The 20,018-nt window shown below is 44.0% G+C and carries 24 protein-coding genes; 20 read left to right on the forward strand and 4 right to left on the reverse strand.

Annotated elements, in window-relative coordinates; all coding sequences use genetic code 11:
* The 4 genes from V8Q34_RS17250 (at position 1) to V8Q34_RS17265 (ending at position 3,181) form a co-directional block, all read left to right on the forward strand.
* A complete protein-coding gene (locus V8Q34_RS17250) occupies positions 1–1,395 on the forward strand; it encodes an ABC transporter permease (protein WP_335835967.1) in 1,395 nt (464 codons plus the stop codon).
* 49 nt (positions 1,396–1,444) lie between these two features.
* On the forward strand, positions 1,445–1,969 hold the full coding sequence (locus tag V8Q34_RS17255; protein ID WP_335835968.1) for a hypothetical protein: 525 nt from the start codon (positions 1,445–1,447) through the stop codon (positions 1,967–1,969).
* 75 nt (positions 1,970–2,044) lie between these two features.
* Complete coding sequence (locus V8Q34_RS17260) at positions 2,045–2,584, forward strand: methylated-DNA--[protein]-cysteine S-methyltransferase (protein ID WP_335835987.1); 540 nt, start codon at positions 2,045–2,047, stop codon at positions 2,582–2,584.
* Between the two features lie 30 nt (positions 2,585–2,614).
* On the forward strand, positions 2,615–3,181 hold the full coding sequence (locus V8Q34_RS17265) for a flavodoxin family protein (protein WP_033139539.1): 567 nt from the start codon (positions 2,615–2,617) through the stop codon (positions 3,179–3,181).
* A 60-nt stretch (positions 3,182–3,241) separates the two neighbouring features.
* Here V8Q34_RS17265 and rbr read toward each other — a convergent pair whose 3' ends face one another.
* Complete coding sequence (gene rbr, locus V8Q34_RS17270) at positions 3,242–5,281, reverse strand: rubrerythrin (protein ID WP_335835969.1); 2,040 nt, start codon at positions 5,279–5,281, stop codon at positions 3,242–3,244.
* 205 nt (positions 5,282–5,486) lie between these two features.
* Between rbr and V8Q34_RS17275 the strand changes: the two genes are divergently transcribed.
* Complete coding sequence (locus V8Q34_RS17275) at positions 5,487–6,653, forward strand: M20 metallopeptidase family protein (RefSeq protein ID WP_148393649.1); 1,167 nt, start codon at positions 5,487–5,489, stop codon at positions 6,651–6,653.
* Between the two features lie 144 nt (positions 6,654–6,797).
* Here V8Q34_RS17275 and feoB read toward each other — a convergent pair whose 3' ends face one another.
* On the reverse strand, positions 6,798–9,134 hold the full coding sequence (gene feoB / locus V8Q34_RS17280; RefSeq protein ID WP_227210494.1) for a ferrous iron transport protein B: 2,337 nt from the start codon (positions 9,132–9,134) through the stop codon (positions 6,798–6,800).
* A 215-nt stretch (positions 9,135–9,349) separates the two neighbouring features.
* On the opposite strand from feoB, the gene V8Q34_RS17285 reads away from it, so the two are divergent.
* Positions 9,350–10,222, forward strand: coding sequence for a helix-turn-helix domain-containing protein (locus V8Q34_RS17285; protein WP_227210495.1), 873 nt, complete (start codon positions 9,350–9,352; stop codon positions 10,220–10,222).
* Positions 10,223–10,330: 108 nt separating this feature from the next.
* Here the strand turns inward: V8Q34_RS17285 and V8Q34_RS17290 are convergent, their stop codons facing one another.
* Together V8Q34_RS17290 and V8Q34_RS17295 are read right to left on the reverse strand one after the other, a co-directional pair.
* On the reverse strand, positions 10,331–11,248 hold the full coding sequence (locus tag V8Q34_RS17290; RefSeq protein ID WP_103733096.1) for a hypothetical protein: 918 nt from the start codon (positions 11,246–11,248) through the stop codon (positions 10,331–10,333).
* Positions 11,249–11,252: 4 nt separating this feature from the next.
* Entirely contained in the window at positions 11,253–11,699 is a 447-nt protein-coding gene (locus V8Q34_RS17295) for a MarR family winged helix-turn-helix transcriptional regulator (protein ID WP_052098935.1), read from the reverse strand.
* Positions 11,700–12,020: 321 nt separating this feature from the next.
* Here V8Q34_RS17295 and V8Q34_RS17300 point away from each other — a divergent pair, with 321 nt between their 5' ends.
* From V8Q34_RS17300 to V8Q34_RS17365, 14 genes are all read left to right on the forward strand, one after another.
* Positions 12,021–12,626, forward strand: a complete 606-nt coding sequence (locus tag V8Q34_RS17300) for a hypothetical protein (protein ID WP_033139551.1) — start codon at positions 12,021–12,023, stop codon at positions 12,624–12,626.
* A gap of 59 nt (positions 12,627–12,685) precedes the next feature.
* Complete coding sequence (locus V8Q34_RS17305; RefSeq protein WP_033139552.1) at positions 12,686–12,883, forward strand: hypothetical protein; 198 nt, start codon at positions 12,686–12,688, stop codon at positions 12,881–12,883.
* Between the two features lie 270 nt (positions 12,884–13,153).
* Entirely contained in the window at positions 13,154–13,915 is a 762-nt protein-coding gene (locus V8Q34_RS17310) for an EFR1 family ferrodoxin (protein ID WP_335835970.1), read from the forward strand.
* Between the two features lie 103 nt (positions 13,916–14,018).
* Positions 14,019–14,555, forward strand: a complete 537-nt coding sequence (locus V8Q34_RS17315; protein WP_335835971.1) for a CD3072 family TudS-related putative desulfidase — start codon at positions 14,019–14,021, stop codon at positions 14,553–14,555.
* Between the two features lie 500 nt (positions 14,556–15,055).
* Positions 15,056–15,277: a hypothetical protein gene (locus V8Q34_RS17320; protein WP_033139555.1), complete on the forward strand. Its 222-nt coding sequence runs from the start codon at positions 15,056–15,058 to the stop codon at positions 15,275–15,277.
* Positions 15,278–15,311: 34 nt separating this feature from the next.
* Positions 15,312–15,830 (forward strand): flavodoxin family protein, encoded by a 519-nt coding sequence (locus tag V8Q34_RS17325; RefSeq protein WP_033139556.1) that lies wholly within the window; start codon positions 15,312–15,314, stop codon positions 15,828–15,830.
* 39 nt (positions 15,831–15,869) lie between these two features.
* Positions 15,870–16,055, forward strand: coding sequence for an SDR family NAD(P)-dependent oxidoreductase (locus V8Q34_RS17330; RefSeq protein WP_033139557.1), 186 nt, complete (start codon positions 15,870–15,872; stop codon positions 16,053–16,055).
* Between the two features lie 14 nt (positions 16,056–16,069).
* A complete protein-coding gene (locus V8Q34_RS17335; RefSeq protein ID WP_335835972.1) occupies positions 16,070–16,327 on the forward strand; it encodes an SDR family oxidoreductase in 258 nt (85 codons plus the stop codon).
* Positions 16,328–16,466: 139 nt separating this feature from the next.
* Complete coding sequence (locus V8Q34_RS17340) at positions 16,467–17,027, forward strand: cyclophilin-like fold protein (protein WP_335835973.1); 561 nt, start codon at positions 16,467–16,469, stop codon at positions 17,025–17,027.
* A gap of 3 nt (positions 17,028–17,030) precedes the next feature.
* The gene (locus V8Q34_RS17345) at positions 17,031–17,222 is read left to right on the forward strand and encodes a cyclophilin-like fold protein (RefSeq protein WP_158587358.1); all 192 of its coding nucleotides are present in this window, start codon (positions 17,031–17,033) and stop codon (positions 17,220–17,222) included.
* 15 nt (positions 17,223–17,237) lie between these two features.
* On the forward strand, positions 17,238–18,104 hold the full coding sequence (locus V8Q34_RS17350; protein ID WP_335835974.1) for a DUF3737 family protein: 867 nt from the start codon (positions 17,238–17,240) through the stop codon (positions 18,102–18,104).
* A 17-nt stretch (positions 18,105–18,121) separates the two neighbouring features.
* The gene (locus V8Q34_RS17355) at positions 18,122–18,583 is read left to right on the forward strand and encodes a LysE family translocator (RefSeq protein ID WP_335835975.1); all 462 of its coding nucleotides are present in this window, start codon (positions 18,122–18,124) and stop codon (positions 18,581–18,583) included.
* Positions 18,584–18,593: 10 nt separating this feature from the next.
* Positions 18,594–18,785, forward strand: a complete 192-nt coding sequence (locus V8Q34_RS17360) for a cyclophilin-like fold protein (protein ID WP_187370686.1) — start codon at positions 18,594–18,596, stop codon at positions 18,783–18,785.
* Positions 18,782–19,960, forward strand: a complete 1,179-nt coding sequence (locus tag V8Q34_RS17365; RefSeq protein WP_335835976.1) for a MalY/PatB family protein — start codon at positions 18,782–18,784, stop codon at positions 19,958–19,960. Before V8Q34_RS17360 ends, V8Q34_RS17365 begins: the two co-directional genes overlap by 4 nt.
* Positions 19,961–20,018: the final 58 nt, after the last annotated feature.

Here is a 20,018-nt window from a genome sequence, read left to right on the forward strand (position 1 = left end):
ATGCTGTACTTCAAAGAGTTGAAGAGAATTTGTTTTAGTGTTGTGTATGGTCTGTTTTTATTTCTGCTTGTTTTCGGATGGTATCAGAATTTTTATCATGCGACAGATAAGGAAATTCTCGCCTCCAAAGATAAGGATACCTCTTACCAGTCACAGATCACTGGAGGCTCCATTCTGGAAAAACCGGATAAAAATGCAGGATCATTCGGCAGGAAGAGGAAGGAGGTGCCGGATACCGTTATGCTTGGCGGAACAGACCATCTGCTGATGGAGTACCGTGAAAATTCTTATGCGGTGTATCCTTTTGGGTACTATAAAGAAGTTGTCTTAGATGACGCGGAACAGGATGAAATATTAAAAATATTATGTGAGATAACAGGACTTGACGAAGAGAATCTTTGGAATCTTCCGGATGATTATTTCCCGTATGTAAACGGTAATATCGTTCATTTTAAAGAAGATAACCCGGATGAAAACGGAACCATAACCATAGAGGCAGGGGAAAAAGAAGAACGTATACAAGAGGCAGAGGATAAGACAAAACATTTTGTTCCACAGGTATCCTATGACAGATTTAAAGAGCTTATGAAAAAAGCGGAGGATATGATCGGCAGAGGTTCTAATTACTCCATGGATATGCTTTTGACGTATTATGGGCAGGCAGAAATGAATTATGAAGAAGCAGCAGAAGAGTACCGTAAGACGATTTATGAGGATAAAGTCAGCAGAGCTTTTGCAAGATTATTTTGTGATTATATAACGCGGTCTCTGGGGCTGTATCCTGTATTTGTGGCTGTTGTGTTCTGGATGAAGGACAGAAGAAATAAAATGAATGAGCTGATTGACAGCAGGCAGTTCGGTACTGCCAAACTTGTCATGGCAAGGTTTCTGGCTATGCTGACAGCGTGTATGCTGCCTGTATTCTTATTGAGCTTTGAATCCCTGCTGCCGCTCCTGCAATACTTTTCGGAATCCGGGATTTCAATAGATGCGCTTGCTTTTGTAAAATATATTCTCTGGTGGCTGCTGCCCACAGCGGCAGTTGTCCTATCGCTGGGAACATTTTTGACGATCCTTACATCTGCCCCGACTGCTGTTTTGGTCCAGACCGTATGGTGGTTTATGGATACCGGTATGACCGGATTGTGGGGAGATACAGGGTATTTTACATTGATGATACGCCATAATACACTGCGTGGTTCTGAACTGATAAGGCAAAACCTTACAACCCTGTGGGTGAACAGAGGAATCATGCTATTTTTTACTTTTATTTTTATACTGCTTTCCTGTGTCATTTACGAGAGAAAAAGAAAGGGGAAATGCAATCGTGGGTATCAAGGGCAGAGATATTACGGGATTCTTAAAAAGAGATTTTTTACTGGCGTTCAAAAATAGTGTGATACTTGTACTCCTGTATCTTTTCTGCATTCCGGTAATAAGAGGCGTGAAAAACCTGGACAGCATACAGTCAGCCCAATGTCTGGAACAGTCGGTATCCCTTATTGGGATCATACTGTTTGTTCCGGTTACGAGATGGGAATACAGCCTGGGAATTAAGGAATTGATTTGGTCTAAACCATGGACGTATGAAAAGACAGTTTTTGTCCGTCTGCTGTCTGCGTTTTTTCTCGTTTCCTCCATGGTATCCGGATTCGCTTTCATGATGTGGCTGAACCATTGTGAATTTCCTTTTTGGAGGTTTGTATCTGTGGTGATCCTGCTTTCCTGTTTTCTGGGAATTTCCGGACTTTTTGTATCACAGATATGTCAGAATGTGGTTGTTGGGTACTTGTGGGCACTCGGATATTTTGCACTGTGCAAAATGGATGTTCTGAGCGAAGGAGATACACTGTATTTATTTGGGCTGAGCGAAAGTGCGGAATCCGGCGGCAGGTTATGGTGCTTTTTGAGCCTGTCGATACTATTTTTGTTTTCGCTGCTGCTCCTTATCCGAATACAGAAAAGATGAGCTTTTCCTGTGTTCATTTCTTGACGCAGAACGGTAAAAGGATATAGAATGAAAGTAAAGAAAGGAATCAAAAATATGATATACACAACAGAATATAACTCACCGGTGGGACGGATCATGATAGCGGCGAAAGACGAGGCACTGACTGGTCTTTGGATAGAAAATCAAAAATACTATCTGGCATCTGTGAAAGAAGAAATGAAACAATGCGATGATCTGGCAGTTCTCGTACAGGCCAAAGACTGGCTGGACCGTTACTTTGCCGGAGAAAAACCGCAGATCAGGGAATTAAATCTGGCGCCTGCCGGAAGTGAATTTCGCAGAGCTGTATGGGAGCTTCTCACAGAAATCCCATACGGTGAGGTCACTACATACGGAAAAATAGCCGGGAAGGTAGCAAAAAGTCTGGGGCTGGACCGGATGTCTGCCCAGGCTGTAGGCGGAGCTGTGGGACATAACCCCATCTCCATTATCATACCCTGCCATCGCGTGGTTGGCACAAACGGCAGCCTGACGGGTTACGCCGGCGGAATAGATAAGAAAATAGCATTGCTGACACACGAGGGCATTTCCATGGATCGATTCTTCGTGCCAAAGAAGGGAACTGCTTTGTAGAGAAAGCAAAATGAATAAGGAGGATAAGATATGTCCATAGCAGTTGTATGGTCAAGTGCAAATACAGACGGGCTGACCGCGTCGGCAAAGGATGCATTTATTGAGGGAATCCGGGAAAACGGTACGGATGTGGAGGAAATCTATTTAAATGGACTGAAGCTGGAGCACTGCCGCGCCTGCGGCAATGGCTGGGGTGCCTGCCGGGCTAAAGGCGTCTGCATTATAAAGGATGATTTTGAGGAAACCTATAAAAAACTGGCAGAGGCAGACGGTATTGTGTGGATCACTGCCGTTTACTGGCATGATACAACAGAGGTCATGAAAGCATTTGTGGACCGCCTCAGAAGATGTGAAACGGCGCATAACGGCTATTTAAGCCAAAAGAGATGCTTCCTGGCTGCCTGTGCAGGAGGAACCGGGCTTGGGGCTGTGGAATGCCTTCACAATATGGAGGAAGCACTCAAGCATATGGGAATGCGGGCTTATGACCGTGTTCCGGTGATTCGCTTCAATAAGGATTATATGCTGCCTGCACTCAGGGAGGCAGGAAAGATATATGCCGGGCGTCTTGTGGAAGGGTTTGATATGAGATATTAGAATACCGCACATTTATTTAAGGATAAGACGCCTCCCCGGGAGTACGGGGAGGCGCCAATATTAATAGTTTTCTTTCCTTACTTCAAAATAACTCTGTGAATACTTGCAGACAGGGCATACCTCAGGTGCCTTTTTCCCCATAACCAAATGTCCGCAGATACGGCATTCCCACATGGTTTCCTCCCCTTTTTCAAATACCTGCTGCATCTCTACATTTTTAAGAAGGGCACGGTAACGCTCTTCATGGGACTTCTCGATTGCGCCTACTCTGCGGAATCGTTCTGCCAATTCCGGGAAGCCTTCTTCTTCGGCGTCTTTTGCCATGCGGTCATACATGTCCGTCCATTCATAGTTTTCTCCTTCGGCTGCTGCCAGCAGATTCTGGGCGGTGTGTCCCAGATGCCCCAGCTCCTGATACCAGATCCGGGCATGCTCCTGTTCATTGCGGGCCGTTTTAAGGAAGATTTCCGATAACTGGTCATAGCCTTCCTGACTTGCAATATTGGCAAAATAGGTGTATTTGTTGCGTGCCTGGCTTTCACCGGCAAAAGCTTCCATCAGGTTTTTCTCTGTTTTCGTTCCGGCATAAGGATTTTCGGATGAAGCCTGTTTTTCTTCGATTTTTTCAAATGCGGTTGCCGGCTGTTTGCACACAGGGCAGGTAAAGCCTTCTGTTAATGGTCCTTCATGTATATAACCACAGATTTTACAGCGATATTTCTCCATTGTTTTTCCTCCCAGATCTTTGCTTCTGTCTATATAGTTTGTATGTAACATTTCTTCTGCCAGCCTGCTGAGCGGCTGGCCGTAAAATTCTCGATACAATTGCTGGATTTCAGCATTGTCATGGCTGTTGCGCAGCTTCATCTCATCATCGCGCTTATATAATCCGGCAATCCGTTCTTTGCGCAGTTCGTCTCCCTTTAACAACGTTCCCTTTGGCTGGCCGCCGCCGCCGATGCAGCCGCCCGGACAGGTCATGACTTCGATAAAATGATAGGTTTGTCCGCTGCTGCGCCATTTTCGGATGAATTCTGTGGCTGCCTTTGTGCCAAAGATGACAACAGCTTTTAATTTGAGCGGGCCGATGGTCACTTCTGCTTCTTTTACGGATTCCATACCGCGGACGGGTTTTAGATTATAAAAATCAGCAGGGGCGGGATTGCCTGTAATGAACTGATGGGCAGTGCGCAGAGCAGCCTCCATGACACCTCCTGTATTTCCGAATATGACGCCTGCGCCGGAGGCCTCCCCCATAAAGGAATCGTAGTCTGAGTCTTTCAGGGACGCAAAATCAATGTTTTCTTCCTTCGCCCATTTTGCCAGTTCCCTGGTGGTGATCACATAGTCCATATCGCGCATATCCTCAATATCAAGATATTTGGAGGCTGCGTTCATTTCCCCGCGGCGGATCTCGAATTTCTTGGCAGTACAGGGGGTGACAGCTACATTGACGATTTTTGCCGGGTCCAGCCCCATTTTTTTCGCAAAATAAGTTTTGACTGTGGGACCCTGCATACCGATAGGACTCTTGGATGAAGAGATATGTGCCAGGATATCCGGATGATAGGTTTCTGCGTATTTTACCCAGGAAGGGCAGCAGCTTGTGAACTGGGGGAGAGGCGCAGTCTTCTTTGTAACACGCTCAATTAACTCACTGGCTTCCTCCATGATTGTCAGGTCGGCTGCAAAATTGGTGTCCAATACATAATCACCACCCAATTTCCGCAGTAAAGCGATCATTTTTCCCTGTACAAAACTTCCGCCGGACAGATCAAATTCTTCCCCTAAAGCGATTCTTACGGAGGGGGAGGTGTTGAAAATGACAATTTTATCCGGATCAGCGATTGCATTTCTTACATCCTGGTATTCATATTTTTCGGTGATACTGGAGACAGGACAGACATTTGCGCACTGACCGCAGTTGATACAGACTGCCCGGTTGTTCGTATCTTCTAATTCGTAGGTATCATGAACACCTATATAATCTGTGCAGATGTTCTTGCACTGTCCGCATTTTATGCACAGCGATTCGTCACGCATAATGGATGGGTTATCCGGCTCGATGGGGACACGCACACTCTTTGGTAAATGATTCATGGAAACCTCCTTTGATAAATGATAATTGTTACTGTTATTATTATATTATACCAAAATTATCCAGTTTGTCAATGAAAATGGATAAAATTAGTTAGGTAAAAGTGAACGCTGAAAAGCGCTTGCTTTTTAAGCGGGTTATTGTATACTACTTTATAAAGTCGTACATAACAGATAAACTTTTAAAACCCAAAAGAGGAGAATGCAAATGAATACAAAAATTTTTCAGGAGGCCATGGAAATACAGGAGGAATTGACAAAATGGAGACATGAGCTGCATAAGATACCGGAAATCGGTCTTGTACTTCCAAAGACCAGTGCCTTTGTTCAGAAAAAGCTGGCGGAATTTCAAATTCCTTTTGAGACGAAAGTAGAAGGAAATTGTGTTGTGGGATGTCTGGGAAAGGGAGAGCAGTGTCTGATGCTCCGGGCAGATATGGATGGGCTGCCTATGCAGGAGGAGACAGGACTGCCTTACGCCTCAGAGAATGGGAATATGCATGCCTGCGGTCATGATCTGCACACAGCAGCCCTTCTGGGAGCAGCAAAATTGCTGAAAGTGCATGAGAGGGAACTGAAAGGATGCATCAAGCTTTTATTCCAGCCTGCGGAAGAAACTTTCCTCGGGGCAGAGGCAGCCATACATGACGGTGTATTGGAAAATCCTAAAGTGGATGCAGCGGTTGGTCTCCATGTAGCCTCCGAATTTCCGGCAGGTGTTGTGGCATATGGAACACAGGAATACGCTTCTGTCTATGGATTTAAGATCATACTGACAGGAAAGGGAACTCATGGAGCCATGCCGCAGAATGGTATCGATCCTATCAACGCAGGAGTCCACATTTACCTGGCTCTGCAGGAATTGATGGCGCGTGAGTGTGATCCTGCGGAAGAGGCGGCGCTGACGATCGGACAGTTTACCGCCGGAAATGCAGCGAATGTGATTCCTGAGCAGGCAGTCCTCCAGGGTACGCTCCGGACATTTGATGAAAAAACGCATGTACAGATGATCCGGCGCATTGAAGAAGTTGTCAGCGGGGTAGCGGCCACTTACCGTGTCCGGGCTGAAATTGAAGTGCTCAGTGATGTTCCGGTCCTCAACTGTGAGGAATCACAAAATGAACATTTTGCCAAAGCGTTTAAGGAAATGTCTCCGGAGCTGAAAATTTTCCCCGATGTTCATACCATGGGCTCCGAGGATTTTGCATTCTACGCACAAAAAGTACCCTCCTCCTATTTTATGGTGGGAGCAAAGCAGGAGGAGACTGCTATATCCTATGCGCATCATAATCCAAAAGTCTGCTTCAGTGATAAAGCGCTTCCCATAGCGGCATCCATCTATGCCTGCGCTGCGCTGAACTGGCAGATTGAGTAAGAGAAGCTAACCGTTTCCCCATTTCAAACACCGTTTGGCGGACAATGAGATGACATGCAAAAAGCTGCCGGGCTCTCCGAAAAAGAGCGGCAGCTTTTTGCTATTTTATAAAGGTTTATTCTGATTTGCGACTACCGCCGGTTTTTAAAACATTCCGGCCGCTATATGTACAAGCAGTGCCGCAATCCAGGCGATCACGCATTGCCCGGCAACAACTGCACAGGCCCATTTTCCGCCAAGTTCCCTTTTGATGGAGGCAACCGCCGCTACGCACGGCGTATACAACAGACAGAAGACAAGAAGAGCAGCTGCGCCTGCGGTTGTCAGTGTGCCGAGCAGCATATCTGTCCTGCCAAAAAGAACGGTCAGTGTAGAAACAACGCTTTCTTTTGCCATAAATCCACTGACCAGAGCTGTGGAAATCCTCCAGTCTCCAAACCCAAGGGGTGAAAAAACAGGAGCGATCACACCGGCAATGGCAGCAAGAATACTGTCTTTGGAGTCTGAGACCATATTCAGACTCATATCAAAGCTCTGCAGGAACCAGATGATAATGGTTGCAATAAAAATAACGGTAAAAGCCCTTTCAAGAAAATCCTTTGCTTTCTCCCAGAGCAGCTGTCCCACGTTTTTTGCTCCCGGCATGCGGTAATTGGGAAGCTCCATCACAAAAGGAACCGGTTCTCCCCTGAACATGGTACTCTTAAAAAGCAATGCCATCAGTATGCCTGTCAAAATCCCGAACACATACAATCCGATCATTACAAGCGCTGCCCGATCCGGGAAAAATGCCTCTGTAAAAAACGCATATATGGGAAGCTTTGCAGTACAGCTCATAAACGGGGTCAGTAAAATGGTCATCTTCCGGTCTCTCTCTGAAGACAGAGTCCGGCTGGCCATCACGCCGGGAACCGTACAGCCGAATCCGATCAGCATGGGAACGATACTTCTGCCGGATAAGCCGAGTTTACGCAGAAGCTTATCCATAATAAACGCAACTCTTGCCATATAGCCGCTGTCCTCCAGAAGGGACAGAAAGAAAAACAGAGTCACAATGATGGGAAGAAAGCTTAGCACGCCTCCCACACCGCTGAAGATACCGTCAATGATAAGAGAGTGTACAGCTTCATTTACGTGTGCTGCCGTCATGGCGCTGTCTGCAAGTTGTGTCATCCATGTGATCACCGCTTCCAGCGCACCCTGAAGCCATGCGCCTATCACATTGAAGGTCAGCCAGAAGACCACAGCCATGATTCCGATAAAAGAGGGAATCCCTGTGTATTTTCCGGTAAGTATGCGGTCCATTCTTTTGCTCCGCAGCCGTTCCCTGCTTTCTTTTGGTTTCATGACTGCTGTGTCACAGGCGCGGTTAATATAGGCAAAACGCATGTCCGCCACTGCCGAGGCGCGGTCCATCCCTGTCTCTTCCTCTGTCTGGATCACAATGTGTTCCAGCATTTCCTTTTCATTCTGGCTTAAATCAAGCTGCTCCAGAATCCGGTTATCGCCTTCCATGATTTTGCTGGCTGCAAAACGTATGGGAATGTTTTCGGTCCTGGCGTGGTCTTCGATCAGATGCATCACTGCGTGGAGTCCTCTGTGAATGCCGCTTCCGGTGTCTGCGCAGAAATCTGTTTTGGCAGGAGCTTCCTGATATTTGGCAACATGGACTGCATGTTTTACCAGTTCTTCGATGCCTTCTCCCTTAGATGCGGAAATGGGCACTACCGGCACACCCAGAAATGCTTCCATATCATTGACCTTCACGGAACCTCCGTTCTCCAACAGTTCATCCATCATGTTTAACGCTACGACCATGGGCATGTTTAATTCCATCAACTGCATGGTCAGATACAGGTTGCGCTCCATATTGGTGGAATCCACGATATTGATGATTCCTTTGGGTCTGTCTTTCAACAGAAATTCCCTTGTCACAATTTCTTCGCTGCTGTAAGGCGACATGGAATAGATACCCGGAAGGTCTGTGATCCGTGTGTTTTTATGGCCTTTTATCACCCCGTCTTTTCGGTCTACGGTAACACCGGGAAAATTTCCCACATGCTGATTGGAGCCGGTCAGCTGATTAAACAAGGTGGTCTTGCCGCAGTTTTGGTTGCCCACAAGCGCAAAGGTAAGGATTTCACTGTCCGGAAGGGGATTTTCCTGCTCTTTTACGTGGTATTTTCCGCCTTCTCCGTATCCGGGATGGGGTGCTTCCGTGATCTTTATTTTTTCCTCTTCTTTTTCAGAAGTGCGGTGGATTTCTTCCACCTGGATTTTTTCCGCGTCATCAAGCCGGATGGTCAGTTCGTATCCGTGGAGCTTTAATTCGATGGGGTCTCCCATAGGTGCGTATTTGACAACCGTTACCTCCGTCCCCTGAATCAGTCCCATATCCAGAAAATGCTGGCGCAGCGCCCCGCTTCCGCCGACAGAATGTATAATGGCTGTTTTTCCAATCTTCAGTTCTTTTAAAGTCATTTCGTTTCTCCTTATGTTAGCGTCTTCTAACTTTATGTTCCTACTATATTTCAGCGGCTTTGTTTGGTCAACTGATTCCGGTGTCATCCTTCCATTTGGGTAAAAAGTATTTCCGATTGGATTAATATTATATTTTTTCTCATAAAAATCAGGTGACGGAATAAAAACCATATGGTAGAATTGAGCCTGAGAATACGAGGGAAAGAGGAGAGATTATGAAAGATAGTTTAGAGGTCCTTCCCGGGATTGAATTGTCAGTTATCCATTTTCATTCTGAAAGGTTCACCATGCACCATGAGCTGTTTTCTGATGTTCTGGAGGTGAATTATTGCCATAGAGGAAGGATCGGATGGGATATGAGGGACGGTTCTTCTGTCTTTTTAGGTGCCGGTGATTTGGAAATCCACACAATGGACTGCTGTGCTGATTCCACGATCACTCTGCCCCTGGGAGGTTATGAAGGGATTACCGTTCTGTTTGATATGGAAGTTCTGGAAGATCATGTTCCGGAATTGCTCAAGGATGCCGGCCTGAATGGCAGGGCACTTTTGAAAAAGCTCTGTCCCGGGCAGACACCGCTGTCCCTGCCTGCAAGTCCTGAAATCTCCGGCATTTTTTCCTGCCTTTTTGAAGTTCCCCAAAAGTTGCTGCCTTCCTACTACAGGATCAAAATGCTGGAGCTTTTACTTTACCTGGAGCAGCTTAAACCGTCCCATGTGAACAGGCTGACATCTTATCAGTCAGAATTAACGGTTCTGATCCGGGAAATCCATGATTTTATAACCGCTGACTTATCAAAGCGATTTACCATAGAGGAATTGTCAAAAAAATATCTGATCAATACCACCACCCTGAAAAAGATTTTCAAAGCTGTGTATGAGAAACCCATAGCTGCTTATATGAAAGAGTACCGCATCCGCCAGGCCATGCTCCTGCTTTCTCAGACGGATGACAGCATGGCGGATATTGCCGGGCAGGTAGGGTATGTGAATCAGGGGAAATTTACGCAGGCTTTTAAAGAGCAGACACAGATGCTTCCAACGGAATATAGAAAACGCTGCCGGTTACGCAAAATGGAAAAAGAATAAACATTAAGCGGTATCGTATTTTATTGACCACATTATTCCCGCCGGGGAGGAAAATCCACACTGCAGGCCGGAATCTATCCTCCGGTGCGTCAGATCCTTAAGATACGGCTAATGCCTTCCTTCGTTATAGTTATCCGCTGACGAAATATATTGTGTTTCCCGTTTTAGACGATAATCAAAGTAAGCGGCAAAAAAAGCCATGACAACAAAGGTAAGGCATTTCGTTATTAAGGCCGGTATGGGTATTGAAATACCTGCGGACAGTTGGAAAAAAGTCTGAACAGGGAGCATAATACCAATACACATACATATTTTAAAGATCATTCGGAGAAAAACATATCCGATAAAATCTCCATGTCTGACTAAATAATATGTAATGAATATTAAGGGACTTATAATGCCCATATCGAGTACATATGTGATTTCCGTTGTGTATACTTCAATCAATTCCAGCGATGTTCCTTTTGCAATGGATATTATAATATCGGGAAGCCATGCAGCAAACAGTGAAATGCCTGCCGCCAGTAAAAATACCTTCATTCCTTTTGTAAAAGGATATGAGCAGACCTTTCCCTGCCGGACACCGGCTGCATGAAATTTTGCAAATAATACACTTACGCTGAAAGAGCACATACCAAATAGTGCGATATATATTAAATGTAAACGGTTATAGGTAACACCAAAGGCCAGACTTGCAGAATAGTAAAGCAGCAAACTGACAATTCCAAAACTGCGTATATCATATTCCATACTCTGTTTTTTCTTTGCTTTAAAAAAAGTGACAATTGACAGCGGAACAACAAATAACAGGATTGTAAAATCAGAGCCAATAAAAATAGGTGCTTTAAAATAAGAATCATGAGCATAGATACCGGCTCCCCACATTTGTACTTTCTGGCCATATTGATTCACAAACTCATAGGAAAATGAAGTATGAAAAGAACATACACCTAAAATTGTTACAATCAACAGCAGCAGAATTATGAGTACATCTAAATACTTAATGATTGGTTTCGTATTATCCATATCTTTACCTGTCCTTCCCATAAGTTTCAAAACAACCGAGTAATTTTTCAAGAGCATAAATGAAACTGTCAATTTCATTGACTGAAAATGATGAAAATAATCGGTTGGCTTCACAAGCAGTGGGTTCATTATTTTCAGCAAAATACTGATATGCTTTTTCTGTCAGTTCAACTTTTAAAGCCCTCGCATCTTTCTTGGATTTTCCAATCATCACATATCCCTTGTTTTCCAATGGCACCAGCATTTTTTTGACATTTTGTCTTGTGGTTCCTACAAATTCAGCAATATTATTGAGATTCTTATCCTGGAGTTCCATTTTAGAAATCATCATCAGCAAGAACCATTGCTTGAAAGTGATATCAGGGAATATAGAATCCCCAAACAGTGTTATTTTATTTGAAAGCAAAGAAATACTTCCGATTATAAACTCTTCTTTTTCTGTTCTGTTCATAAACACGCCTCCGATATGCAACTGGTTACCTATTCATTATATGCAACTAGTTGCACAAAGTCAAGACTTATATAATAAAACCATTTAGCTGACTTTATATTGAATATTGTGTCATCTTCCGGTGTGGGAACACAATACAGTTTAAACATGGGGAAAACAGACAGCAGAACCGTAAGAATATTCATTGGTAAATGTAACGCAATCGGATGAAAATAAGCTCTGTATATGTTATCATAGAGTTAGCCGTATCAAGGGCAGTATGCCGGAAAAGGAAGAGATAACAGAGGCAAGATACCCCGGTTGGAGAAGGAGAATTTCAGAATGAAAGAAATTATTAACTTTATTGAGGCGAATGTGAATGGCAGAACGCTGTTTACAGAGGAACTGATTTACAAATTGGAAAACGGTGCGCTGCAGGGTGTATACTCGGATCAAATATCTTTTTCTAATCTGAAATATTCTCAAAGTGGATTTCAGTTGGATATGTTTATCATATCAAATGAGAAAATATGGCTTATGGGAGAGGATGGCCAACGGGAGGAACTGCGAAAGGATTTTAGTGCGGTATCCTTGTTCCGATTTGAATTGGCAGAACGGAAGAGCACGAATGCTGTGACCGGATTTTTTCGGTTTGTTTCAGCTTCAGGAAAAAGTGTGGCGGCAGAGGCTGTGGTAAGTGGGATTTATGATGTCCGTCTTGAAGATAATGTGCTGAAATTATCAGAAGATCAGGTGCTGTATCGGGATCAACCCATACAAGGTGAGCGCTTCAAACCTGTGGCGTTTCAAGCGGAACATCGTTTTTATAATGAAGACGGAAAACTGCACTATGAATACAATGGCAGATGTTTTGATGTGCACACAGAAACAATGCAGCGCAGCCGGAGTTCCGATACCTTTCCCCCGTTTCTTTCAGTCGAAAAGTAAACGGAGGCATTGTCAGACAATATTAACTTGCAGAACAGGAAAATCGTGGAGGCAGCAGGATGAGAAAATGTATTAGATGTGAGGTTGAACTAAAAGAGAATTTTGATGTAAAAGTGGAAGGCGCGGCATATGGACTGAAAATAACAAAGCCCGGTATTTTTAAAGAAACTCTGGGTAAGGTACATTGTGCAGTATGCCCGTCCTGCGGATACATTGAGTTTTATTTGGATGATCCTTCTAAAATATCAGAAAGTTAAATATCCGTGAGAACAGGTGCATAGCAGACTTATAAATGCGAAGACAGCAGCGAAGAAGATTTTGGAACACTGCCAATAACAGTTTCGTGTGGGTTCACATTGTTTGATTCCGAAAACAGCCGCTATGATCTTTATAGAAAACCATGATATAAAAGCGGGAATTCGGGAAGGATGGAAAGCAATGAGGAAAATGTGGAAGTTCATTTGAGCTGTCGGCATTATAGAACATAAGGTGTAGCGAAAAGGGGTAAATTGTGAAAGGGGCAATAGATGATTGGAATATATTTTAGCGGAACGGGAAACTCGAAATATTGTATTGAGAAGTTTCTACAGGAATATGATTCGGGAGCAGAGGCGTTCAGTATTGAAAATGAAGAACTGCTCATAAAAATCAGAGAACATGAGGATCTCGTATTCAGTTATCCCGTACAGTTCAGTAATCTTCCGAAAATCGTGAAAGATTTTGTGGATCAGCATCATCAGCTGTGGAAGAACAAGCGGGTTTTTGTCATTGCAACAATGGGCCTGTTCAGCGGTGACGGAGCCGGCTTGCTGGCACGTATGTTACATCAGCACGGTGCTGTGATCACTGGTGGGCTGCATTTGAAAATGCCGGACAGTATCAGCGACGAAAAAGCACTCAAACGTTCAATTGAGAAAAACAGGCATCTTGTTGCAGATGCGGGAAAAAAGGCCGCTGAAGCCGCATACAAAACAAAAAATGGAACTCCGCCTCAGGAGGGCATCGGACCCTTTTATCATCTGGCAGGCCTATTTGGACAACGGCTTTACTTTTATAACCGGACAAAGCACTATACAAATCAATTGAAAATAAATACTCATAAATGTACCGGCTGCGGACTATGCGCGGCAGTGTGTCCCATGAAAAACATTACTCTGGTGGATGGCAGAGCTAAGTCGGGTAATCAATGCACAATGTGCTATCGCTGCATCAACCGCTGCCCCGGACAGGCCATCACATTGTTGGGAAAACGCGTTGTAGAGCAATGCAGGATAGAGAACTATCTCTGATAGAAAGCGTATCTCCTACAGCGGAATAGAAGTATGAGCCATGAAGCTATAGAAGTGATTTTCAGGTTAACCGGTTGAATATTTGAAAGTGTGAGGATAAAATATGTTCCATGATAAGAGAAGTAAAAAAGTTGTTTTTATTGCACATTGCCTTTTAAACCAAAATTCTATTTCCGATGGAACGGCGGTATATCCGGCAGCATTTAAAGAGGTTATTGATTTTTTCTTAAATTCTGATGTTGGTATCGTCCAAATGCCTTGTCCGGAGTTTTGCTGTTTAGGACTTGACAGGGGAAATATCTACGGAGCAGATAGTCCGGTAGTGGTAGAGAATACAAGAATACGTTCAGCAATGAAAGATGACAGCTTGAATATAAAACTGGCAGGGCTGGCAGATCTTGTAGTACAACAAATTGTGGAGTATAAAAAATACGGATTTGAAGTTATCGGCATGATTGGGGCAAACCGATCTCCAAATTGTGGTGTAGACACAACATCAGACTATAATGCAGAAATCAATGGAATGGGGTTATTTGTAGAAAAAATTGTTAAGCGGCTTTCGGAAGAGAACATATCTGTTCCTATGATAGGTATAAAAGGAACTGACAACATTCGGGAAAAACTTCAGCAGTTAATATAGGAATAGTGTTGCATGCTATTGCCATGCAGAAAAAGAATGAAAATGTGATCTCAATTGCTGCCTTTTTGACCAATTCTAATATTTCTTCAATATCTCATCTGCTTGTTTGCACAAGGTCATTCCTTCTTCTGTCAGAGTGACCTTTCGTGAATCGTTTGTTCTCCATATCAGAAACTGCTTGCCAAATTCCTCCTCCATATTTTTAATTTATGTCGAAAGTATTGAAAGTGCTGGCTGGGAGAGGAAGCGATGCAGCTGTCCTTACAATACTCTATTTTCTTGCTATCTCCAGAAAATCATGAAGTATCCGTAATTCCATCTGGAAATTTCCTTTACAATTAGATTTATAATACATTAACACAAAATAGTATAGGTTTTAACTATAACAATCAATATAATATAAGTATTGGCTATTTTATTATTTACAGATTATACTGATATGGAGAACAGAAGTTGCCGTATATTGCCTGAAAGATCAGAGAGAAGGTGACGATAGTAGAATGATAAATCTTGAGACCAGAGAAACAGTTGTTCAAAATCTCAAAGATGCGGGATGCAGTATAGATATGATTGAATATTTCATGAAATGCTATGACTCGGAAAATTTGAGTGAACAGCTGTTTTTACTGGAAAAACACAGAAAGCAGCTTCTAAGCAAGGTACATAAAGAGGAAGAACATATCTCCTGTCTGGATTACCTTGTTTACCAGCTGAAAAAATAAACAGCTTATAGAGTGAGTAGAAAGAAGGGCATTTATGAATATCTTAGTGTTGAACGGCAGCCCCAGAAAGAATGGGAATACTGCCGCATTGGTCTCGGCTTTCTTAGAAGGAGCGGCAGAGAAACATCACAATATCACAGTTATCCCGGTCTGCAGCAAACATATATCCGGATGTCTGGCATGTGAATACTGCCATACAAAAGGAAACGGAGTCTGTATACAGAAGGATGATATGCAGGAGATCTATCCCCTTTTATCAGAAGCTGAAATGATCGTACTGGCATCCCCTGTTTATTACCACAGCTTTACCGGACAGCTGCAATGCGCCATTAACCGCATCTATGCCTTAGATAAACCAAAGAACCTGAAAAAAGCGGCGCTGATTTTAAGCTCCGGCAGCGACAAGGTTTATGACGGAGCAGTCTATGAATATGAGAATTCATTTCTGGATTATCTGAATCTGGAAAATATGGGAATCTTTACGGCATTTGACAAGCAGAATAAATCCGAAGAGAAGTTGGACGAATTAAGAGCGTTTGGAAGAAGCTTGTAAACAGGAATTCAGCAGATTAAAAAAGGAGCTTTGAATATTATGGAAGCAAAAATGTTAGATGGAAAAGTGGCAATGATTACCGGGGCAAGTTATGGAATGGGGCAGTCTATGGCGGAACTGTTTGCCGAAGAAGGCGCCAGTGTTGTGCTCACTGCCAGAGGAAGAGAAAAACTGGATCAGGTAGTAGAAGGAATACGTCCACAAAAGGGGCACTCAATACCCTGACAAAAAATGTTGCCATGAGGCTGGTAGATACCAATATCAGATGCAATGCGGTGGCTCCGGGGGCAACGGTTACGCCGGCGCATCTGGCAAACAGGGCTGGTGAGCAGCCGGGCGGAGCAAAAATGCTGGAATACAGCGGACATTATGTGTATTTTCCGGGACCGGAATGCGACCCTATGGATCAGGCGTATGCCTGTTTATATCTTGCGAGCAAAATGGGAAAAGCAGTCCGGGGACAGGTGCTGCAGGTCTGCAATGGGACATTTCTATAAAATTGGCATTTTCGTGATGAAGCTCAGGTTCCGCCCCTTTTGTATTGACCGGGCGGCCAAGGCAGAGCACAGAGCCGATTCCGTACACCACTATAAATGCCCGGAAAAGGTCTGCTCTGCCGGAATCAGGAGGATGGATATGAAAAGAATGATAATTTTAATCGCTGTAATATTCCTGCTGCTTGGGATGACCGGATGCGGGAATTCAAACAGCACGGGAATCCCGTATAACACATCCGCGGATCCGGCACAGCAGGACAATCCGGAAAATCATAAAGCAGTTGAAAAAAATGATATACAGCAGACGGAACAGAATGAAAGCGGACCAACAGACAAAGAGGAGAACAATACTATGAAAATATCTGTAAAATCAGCGAATTATGAAATGATTTATAAACTGAACAACAGTCAGGCTGCCAAAGCATTGTATGCACAGCTGCCGCTGACAATGGAAGTGAAGCCTTTCAGCAGCAATGAAATGACTTTTTATCCTCCGCAGAAGCTGGATACATCGGGTACCCCGTTAAGCGGTGGTGAAACCGGATCTTTGTCCTACTACGAACCGTGGGGAGATGTAGTGATGTTCTATGCTCCCTGTGACCCGAACAGCAGCCTGTATGAGCTTGGAACTATTCTCTCCGGTAAAGAGGATATTGATAAACTGAATGGTACCATTACAATTTCAGTTTATAAGGAATAGGATATCCCTTCCGATTCGGAAACCGTGACATCGGAAAAGGCCGGGGAAGTCTATTACTCGGACCCTAACCGTATTGTATTGTTTTACCGGGACGCTGAAATTACGGGAGAATATACCAGGATAGGGACATTTGATGCAACGGATGACTTTGTGGCCGCGGTAGAAGAAAAACAAAATGATAATATTTCAAAATAAAAGGAGAGACAGGAAATGAAAGAAATCAGACAGGAGTATCTAACAGGGGAACGTGCACTTTTTAATGGTGAGAATTTAAAAATATACGACACCATATTTGCAGATGGGGAGTCACCGCTGAAGGAAAGTCATGATATTGAACTTTACGGCAGCATGTTCAAGTGGAAGTATCCCTTATGGTACTGTAAGAATATTACCGCTGAGGACTGTACATGGTTTGAGATGGGCCGCGCTGGTGTTTGGTATACAGACAATATCACGGTAAAGAATGCAGTTATTGAGGCACCGAAGAATTTCCGACGATGTCATGGCGTGACCCTTCAAAATGTGAATTTTCCCAATGCAGCAGAAACTCTGTGGAACTGTGAAGATGTTATTATGGAGCAGGTAACAGCCAGGGGTGACTACTTTGCCATGAACAGCCGGAATATGAAGCTTCGGGATTTTCAGTTAGTTGGTAATTATTCCTTTGACGGGGTTAAAAATATGGAAATCCATAATGCCAGACTGCTTTCAAAAGATGCTTTCTGGAACAGCGAAAACGTGACTGTATATGATTCCTTTATTTCAGGGGAATATCTGGGCTGGAATGCCAGGAACCTGACTCTGATCAACTGTACGGTAGAAAGTCTGCAGGGAATGTGCTATATCGACAATCTTGTCATGAAAAACTGTAGACTGCTGAATACCACCCTTGCATTCGAGTATTCTACTGTGGATGCAGAAATTAACGGGAAGATTGACAGCGTCATGAATCCGTCGGGAGGAAGCATCCGGGCGGATTACATTAAGGAATTGATCATTGAAAAAGATAAAGTAGATCCGGATAAAACAGTCATTACCTGCATAATGGACCAAGATTCGGAGAAGATGGCGGTTTAGCAAAAAAAATCCGGCAGATGAACAGACAGGAATGGAGAGGAAGGAACAGATGGGCATTTTTTCTGCTTCAGCATGAAAGTGTTATGAACATGATCGGAAGCTGTTTGATTCTGGGCATAGGCATCAGCATGTTCACGAAAATAAACGCAGGATCCCAGGATATGCCGGACAACGCCGGAGGTTTCCGGATGTTCGCGGCTTCCTTTGCAGTGGGAATCACAAACCCGGCAGCCATCCTTACGTTTCTGTTTGCGTTTTCCTGGTTTGGTATTGATGGACGGATGGAACCTGCGGATGGAATCGGATTGGTTTGCGGTGTGTTTATCGGAACTTATATTTGGTGGGGAACGCTTTCCGGTGTGGTTACCTTATTAAAGAAAAAAGCCGGGAACAATCATCTGTCAGCCATGAACCGGATATTTGGAACGATCCTGATCCTTTTTGGGGCAGTGGTGCTGGTTCGGAGTTTTCTTCACTGAGGATATGAGTTTGGCAGTATCCATACAGGAGACATTATGCTCTTTGGCTCTGACTGCCTTGTCTTTTTTTGAGGACTTCAGCACATCTTACAGCTATACCAGGATCGGCCATATCGAAGATGCAGGAAATTTTGCAGACACCCTGGCAAGCGGAACCGTAGAAGTCATGTTTGAGACAGGGGAACAGGAGGAGAAGAAATGAAATTTCTATTTGATGAAAAGATAGACCGCAGAAATACAGGATCCATGAAATGGGATGTGAATGAAAATGAACTTCCCATGTGGGTGGCTGACATGGATTTTCAGACAGCGCCGGAAATAACGGCAAGTATGATGGAAAGAGCCGGACAGGGAGTATTCGGATATACGATAGTGACAGATGAGTGGTACGAGGCTTACAAGAATTGGTGGAAAAACCGGCATCAGTTTGAAATCAGAAGAGAGTGGCTGGTTTTTTGTACCGGTGTCGTACCCGCTATATCCAGTATTGTCCGTAAGATTACGACTGTCGGGGAGAATGTGATAGTAATGACTCCGGTATATAACATATTCTTTCATTCCATCGTGAATAATGGCAGGAATGTACTGGAGAATCGACTGAAATATGATGGAGATGCCTATCAGATTGATTTTACAGATTTGGAAGAAAAACTCCAGGATACCCAGACGACCCTTCTGCTCTTTTGCAATCCCCATAATCCGGTAGGAAAAATCTGGGACAGAGAAACACTTCAGAGAATCGGGGACTTATGTGTCAAATATCACGTGACGGTTTTATCGGATGAGATACACTGCGATATTACAGAGCCTGGTTATGACTATACATCGTTTGCCTCTGTATCGGAGAACTGCCGGGATAACAGCATCACATGCGTATCCCCTACAAAGGCATTTAATCTGGCGGGGATTCAGACGGCTGCTGTGATTGTTCCGAATGACAATCTGAGGCATAAAGTTGTTCGAGGACTGAATACTGATGAAGTGGCAGAGCCTAATGTATTTGCAGCCATAGCCCCGATCGCGGCATTTGGCAGGGGCGGTGAATGGCTGGATGCCCTGAGAGAATATCTGTGGGAGAACAGGAGGTATGCAGAGGGGTACATAAAAAATGAGATTAAAGGTGTATCCGCCGTTCCCGCCAGGGCAACATATCTGCTCTGGATTGACTGCAGGTCTATAACTGGAGATTCATGGGAACTCTGTCGTTTTATCCGCAGCCACAGCGGCTTATACCTGTCAGACGGAAACGATTACCGGAACGGGAGTGGCTTCCTGCGTATGAATCTGGCATGTCCAAGGCAGCAGGTGGAAGATGGAATGAAACGTCTGAGGGACAGTGTGAAAGCTTACGAGTCATGGGTCTGTGAACCGAGTTAAAACCATGCGTGTATTTTAATAAAGAGAGAACATATATTCGACAAAGCCTTGATTTAAG

Source organism: Blautia sp. JLR.GB0024 (assembly GCF_037000545.1).
Lineage (GTDB): Bacteria > Bacillota > Clostridia > Lachnospirales > Lachnospiraceae > Blautia > Blautia celeris.